Annotated in this window: 6 protein-coding genes; 2 read left to right on the top strand and 4 right to left on the bottom strand. The window is 61.4% G+C overall.

Annotation, left to right across the window (positions count from 1 at the left end; genetic code table 11):
• A partial coding sequence (locus EG850_RS13105; RefSeq protein WP_148097127.1) for an IS3 family transposase occupies positions 1-326 on the top strand: 326 nt, incomplete at its 5' end.
• 195 nt (positions 327-521) lie between these two features.
• Here the strand turns inward: EG850_RS13105 and EG850_RS13100 are convergent.
• The 3 genes from EG850_RS13100 to EG850_RS13090 are packed head-to-tail and all read right to left on the bottom strand — an operon-like array spanning position 522 to position 3,800.
• On the bottom strand, positions 522-1,322 hold the full coding sequence (locus EG850_RS13100) for an SDR family NAD(P)-dependent oxidoreductase (RefSeq protein ID WP_124974225.1): 801 nt from the start codon (positions 1,320-1,322) through the stop codon (positions 522-524).
• Positions 1,319-2,941 carry an FAD-binding protein gene (locus EG850_RS13095; protein WP_214609567.1) on the bottom strand — a complete coding sequence of 541 codons (1,623 nt, stop codon included), beginning with the start codon at positions 2,939-2,941 and terminating at the stop codon, positions 1,319-1,321. The genes EG850_RS13100 and EG850_RS13095 overlap by 4 nt, the downstream gene beginning before the upstream one ends.
• Position 2,942: 1 nt before the next feature.
• On the bottom strand, positions 2,943-3,800 hold the full coding sequence (locus tag EG850_RS13090; protein WP_235829362.1) for an SDR family NAD(P)-dependent oxidoreductase: 858 nt from the start codon (positions 3,798-3,800) through the stop codon (positions 2,943-2,945).
• A gap of 54 nt (positions 3,801-3,854) precedes the next feature.
• On the opposite strand from EG850_RS13090, the gene EG850_RS13085 reads away from it, so the two are divergent.
• The gene (locus EG850_RS13085; protein ID WP_185715085.1) at positions 3,855-4,448 is read left to right on the top strand and encodes an acyl-CoA-like ligand-binding transcription factor; all 594 of its coding nucleotides are present in this window, start codon (positions 3,855-3,857) and stop codon (positions 4,446-4,448) included.
• A gap of 229 nt (positions 4,449-4,677) precedes the next feature.
• Here EG850_RS13085 and EG850_RS13080 read toward each other — a convergent pair.
• Positions 4,678-5,687, bottom strand: a 1,010-nt coding sequence (locus tag EG850_RS13080; protein ID WP_328588393.1) for an ABC transporter permease, incomplete at its 5' end; no start/stop codon positions are given.

The following is a 5,687-nucleotide window of genomic DNA, read 5'->3' as shown; positions in this document are numbered from 1 at the left end:
ACGACCCGGTGTTGCATCGACCGGTTGAATTCACCCAGTTCAGATCGAGGAAGCTCGTGAGTGCCTTGGCTCGTCACAGGCTGCACGGTTCAATGGGTCAAGTTGGTGCCGCTGGTGATAACGCGGCGATGGAATCGTTCTTTGCGCTCCTGCAGAAAAACGTCCTCAACCGGCAGTCCTGGGCAAGCCGGGAGGAGCTGCGTCTGGCTATCATTCACTGGATCGAGGCGACTTATCACCGGCGTCGACGTCAACGTCGACTCGGCAAACTCACGCCCATCGAGTTCGAGACCATAATGAAAGAAGCCGTCGCTCTGGCGGCATAAGGAACCGAGTCACCCAAACCTTCAGCAGTCCCTCGACGCGAGCTGCTCTAGCGAACACGGTGCACGCTATCGCGAAACTTGCACCAGGCTCAGGGCAGACGGTTCAGGGCAGACGGTTCTTCGGGATTGCGTTCCGAGGTGTCGCGGTTTGTGCTTGCGGGAGAGGCTGTCTCGTTTGCGGACCAACGCGCCCGCTTAACCCAGCAGGCTGCCCATCTTCTTCGCGATGGTGCGAGCGGCCAACTTCGGGCTAAAACGTGCCAGTTTGTCCATCGCCGACGCGTCCGTCCCGATAGTCACGCGGAACGAACCCTTCCGGATCGCATCGACGATGGCTTGCCCCGCAGCCTCAGGGGTAGTCATCTTGAACGCAGGCGAATCGGATGAAGCCTTGTCAGAGACCGCGACGCCGGAGTTCGACGCAATGTTCGTCGATATGGCGCCCGGAAACACCGAAGTGACCGCCACGTTGGTGTCCAGCAGCTCGGCGTACAAGCCTTCAGTGAGGAGTCGAACGGCTGCTTTCGAGGCGCCGTACACGACCTGACCAGGCACAGGCGCATAAGCACCCATGCTCGCGACGTTCACCAGGCTCGCCTCCGGACGTTCGATCAGCACCGGCAGGAAGGCCTTGATCATGTTCATCGTGCCCCAGAAATTGACGTTCATCACCTTCTCGATCTCCTCAAACGGGAGGTCGATGATCTTGACAAACTTCTGGATAACTCCTGCGATATTCACGACGCCATCGACGTTTCCGTGTGCGCCGATCACCGCTGCTGGCAAAGCCAACACCTGCTCACGGTCAGTGATGTTGACGACATGGCTGCTGAAGCGCGCACCAGCTTCTACAAGGGCAGCAGTCTTTGCGAGCCCCTCACTATTCAGGTCGACGCCTGCTACCGTTGCCCCGTTTTCGAGGAGCAGCTGGGTTACTACTCGCCCGATGCCGTTTCCTGCGCCGGTGACGACGAAAACTTTGCCGGAGATATTCATGCGCTGAGGGTCCTATCAGTATCTGGAATGTGAGTTGTGGCATGTGTGGCAGCTCGACGCCCGCTGAAGATGCAATCCGCCAACGAGAATCCGCTGATGTAGCTGTTGGAACACACGCCGACTGCATTTCGGCCGGCGGCATACAGTCCTTGGACCGTCGACTCATCTTCACGCTTCACAAGCCCGGAGTCTCCATCAACGACCAGTCCGCCGAGCGTCAGCCCGGGGATGGGCGAGAACGGGGAAGAGTCATCTGAGATATTCACCGCGTAGAAGGGAGCTTGTGCGACTGGATGACAGACATCTGCTTGCTTGTGCGCCGGGTCTCCTGCGTCTGAAGCAATGCCCGCGTTATATGCGGAAATTGTTTGCCCCATACGAGACGGATCAACGCCCATTTTCGCTGCGAGCGCCTCGAGGGTGCGAGCTCGCTTGTGGCCGACCGTGAACGTGTATGTCGCCAGCAGCTTGTGGAAGATCTGAGTCTGCGTCCAATACTGACCGCGCGCTTTCTTCCAGTTGTCGGCGTCGTAGACGGCCCACCCTTTCCCTCCAAACTCGCGCATAAGCACATTGCCGTGGGTGGCTCCGTACAGGTCTTCATTCGCGATGCGTCGGCCGTTGACTCCAACGGTGACGCCTTCGATGAATGCGCTCGGCGGTGACAGGAAGCGCCACGCAGTGACGTTGCCCATCTTGGCGGTCGTGCCGCCAGCGTTCATTCCCAGTTGGATGCCACTGCCGTCATCGTGAGGGGTGCCGAGTGGGGAGATTTTGGTGAAGCCGGGCGCGTGCTCTTTGACCCACTCTTTGTTGTAAATGAAGCCACCAGCAGATAGGACGACCGCCGACGCGCGCGCCTCACGCTCCACCGAGCCATCCCGCCAAAGGCGGGCGATCTTCTCGGTCGTGCCCTTCACGAGATCCGGCATCCAGTTGCCAATCTTCGCCGTGCGCTTCGTCATTTTGCGGTGACGGGCGGCATCCGGATGTGATTGTTCCAATACGCGGTACTTGACGCCGGTAACGACGCCCTCGTCGACAATCAGGTCGGTGACTTTAGCAATAGGGATGAAAGTCACGCCCTTGCGCAGTGCCGAATCGGCGAGGTGGGTCCAGAGCACCCTTCCCGAGGCGAGCCCCTTGGCTTTGGCGCGGTGTCCGCGAGGTGCAGGAGCGGCAGTCAACCGGTACGGATGGGATTTCTCGTTTCCAGAGAAGTAGAGGTAGTACTCATCGGTCGGGTACGACGTTTTGTACGGCGCCACCGAGCTTCCGAACGTTACACCTTGCTGCTCAAGCCACGGAATCATCCCCGGGCTCTCGTCACAAAAGCGACGCAGGGTTGCGTCCTCAACCGCATCGCCGACCTCTTGCTTGAGGTACGTGTACAGGTTCTCCGGACTATCTTCATAGCCGGCTTCAGTCTGGTAACGAGTCCCGCCACCCGCGTACACGACACCACCGGACAATGCGCTGGCCCCGCCACCGTACGCGCTGTCGAGCACGAGTACTCGCGCGCCACGATCTGCTGCTTCGATCGCGGCGGCCGCGCCGGCGAGGCCGAATCCAACGACAATGACGTCGTATTGGTTTGTCACGTCGGAGGACTTCGTCACCTTAGATCGTCTCCCCGGCGTCGGCAAGCAGAACGCTGCCAGTCATGATCATGGACAGGTCGCTCGCCGCGAATAGTACGACGCGAGCGATGTCGTCCGGGGTGCCCGTGCGCCCGATCAAGCTCTGGCTCATGACGTCCATCGGTGGAATCTCGATGCCAGCAGCCACGGCCTCTGCCATCATGGCGGTCGCCATCGCGATGTTGCCCTCAGTGGGGACGTAACTAGGGGCGACACCGAGCACGCGGATGCCGAGCGGGGCGAATTCGAGGGCCATTGCCTTCGTCATGCCGCGCACCGCGTGCTTCGAGCCCACATATGCGGAGAGGCCCGCTGCCGGAGCCTGGAAGCCTGCGGTGGAGACAATGTTGACGATGACCCCGCCGTTGCCGGTCATCTGATTCACGGCTTCGCGTGCGCCAAGGAATGTTCCGCGAGTATTCACTGCGTAGACCTGATCCCACGCTTCAACGGACATGTGAGCCACCGGGATGCTCGGAAAAAGGCCGGCGTTGTTGACCCAGATTGTCGGGGCACCAATAGCGGCGGCAGCTTCGGCGGCAGCCTCCGACACCGACTTCTCGTCGGTCACGTCCATCCGCACGCCGACCGCCTTCACGCCATATCGTGCGCCGATTGCGAGGGCGGATTCGCTCGCGAGCTCGACGTTGAGATCGGCGAGCGCAATGTTAGCGCCGGCTTCGGCAAGACGCTCTGCGATCGCCCGGCCCAGACCCTGTGCGCCTCCGGTAACGAGCGCCGCCCGCCCGTTCAGAGCGATCAGATTTGCAATCGGCTCTGCAGACACGTCAGAAAAAGGAAAGGACATCATTACCTCCATGGAAAGCTCGCGGAACACGTTATGACAGAGTATGACATAACTAGTTTGTCGACAAGTGGGTACTGTGAACGCATGGAGAAACAAGGGGCCCGGAAAGGCCGTCCGCCGAAGGCCGAGCCAGAGGCATTGCGCGCTCAGCTACTTGATCTCATCGCGCTCGTCGGCTACGAGAACGCATCGATGGGTTCTCTCGCCGAATCGGTAGGGATGAGCGTGCGCACCCTGCATCGATACTTCCCGACAAAAGCAGACATCGTCTGGGGCGGAATCGACGTTTCAATAGATGCTCTCACTGCCGAGCTGAACGCTGCGGCGGGCAGCAGCCCAATCATCGACGCCGTCGCTCACGCCATTACCAACGTCTTCGCCCGCAACGCCGAGGATCTCAAGACAATGCGCGCGCGACTGCGCCTCATCGCACTCTCCCCTGAACTGCGCACAAATAGATCAAGCACCTTCGAGGGCTGGCGACACGCTGTGGTCCACTTTGTAGCTACACGCAGAGGCGAACCTGCTCGGGCTCTGATCCCTGTTACTGCTGGGGCAGCGATCCATATGGCAATCATGGAGGCGCTCACCTGGTGGGGGCTACAGGAGGAACCCCTTGATCCCGCAGACTGCATTACCCGAGCCCTCCATGGATTGAGCAACATTAACGACCGTTAGCCTACGCTCTCGATAGCCTGCTTCATGGACAGCGCGCTGAGACACCAGGCTCCAGCAGCCCCAAGTCGTCGGACTGCACTCGCCAACCGGAGAACGCAGCGATGACCCGCTGTTCATCCATACCTTTCGAAAGCTCCCACCGGGAGACCATCGCTTCTCACATCACGAGGTCGGCAAGGTTGCGCGCAGCCGGTCGCCGCCGTTTGGGCGACGACCGGCTGCGCGCCGCCTAGGCCGAAATGAGCTCCTTGGTGCGCTCGGGCAGCGGCTCTCTTGGGGCGGGCTCGGTCGCAGGGCCCTGCTCCAGTGGAGACGACCCGTCGGGAAGAATCGCTTCGATCTCGGTGCGTGGCGGACGGATCGCATCCACGATCACGACGAGCAGCAGCGACACCGCGCCCCATACTCCGAGCACGAGCATGTTCTGCAGCACCGTGTCGCCGCCGAAGTACAGGATCGATCGGATCGCTTCGAGTGCGGCTGGCATCGGTAGGATGCCGTGCAACCACTGGAACGCTGCGGGCAGCATGTATACGGGGAGTGCCCCGCCAGAGGCGGGCATGCCGAGGAACATCAGGATGCCGATCACGGGCACCAGAGCCAGCATGCCGAGCAGCCGTTCGAAGAGGGTCGCGAACATGGCGATGCAGAAGATCGCCAGGGTGCCCACGCCGAACATCTGCCAGAAGTGCCCTTCGATGGCGCCGATGATGGGCCCGGCCAGCAGCCACACGTAGGAAGATCCGATCACCGACCAGGCAGCCACGATGGGGAGATGGAGCTTCAGCCGGCGCGTGTGCGGTGCGGCGTTGGCGGCCACGATCACGATCAGGAAGCCGCCCATCACCCAACCCATCGCCATGTACAGAAGCGATGTCCCGTTCGGGTCTCCGTCGGGCAGCGGCGCGACGTCGTCCATCTCAACCGGCAGCTGTTGAGCAGCAGCGACTGCACCGAACACCTGGGTCACCAGCTGTTGGCTCGTCTTGCCGCCAGCCTGGTTGGTCATAATGACCGCAGTGGGCGACTCGGCGGACGGCACCACGAAGGCACCGGCGAGCACGCGGTTGTGGACGAGTTGGCGCGCCTCGTCTGCGCTCTCGACGATGCTGAAGTCGAACGTGTCGTCGGTCTGCTCGGTGAGCGCCTCGACCATCTGTGCGCCCTGCTCCTGCGAGGCCACGATGGCGACGGGAACGTCGTGCGGCGTCGTGGAGCGCATCGCTCCGAGCATCACGG

The sequence above is a fragment of the Gulosibacter macacae genome (assembly GCF_003865375.1).
GTDB lineage: Bacteria > Actinomycetota > Actinomycetes > Actinomycetales > Microbacteriaceae > Gulosibacter > Gulosibacter macacae.
This window is presented reverse-complemented; position numbering and strand designations above follow the sequence as displayed.

Bases quoted from the DNA above. Each gene is read 5' to 3' on its own strand.
- EG850_RS13100 (WP_124974225.1), bottom strand. From the start codon at position 1,322: ATGAATATCTCCGGCAAAGTTTTCGTCGTCACCGGCGCAGGAAACGGC.
- EG850_RS13085 (WP_185715085.1), top strand. From the start codon at position 3,855: ATGGAGAAACAAGGGGCCCGGAAAGGCCGTCCGCCGAAGGCCGAGCCA.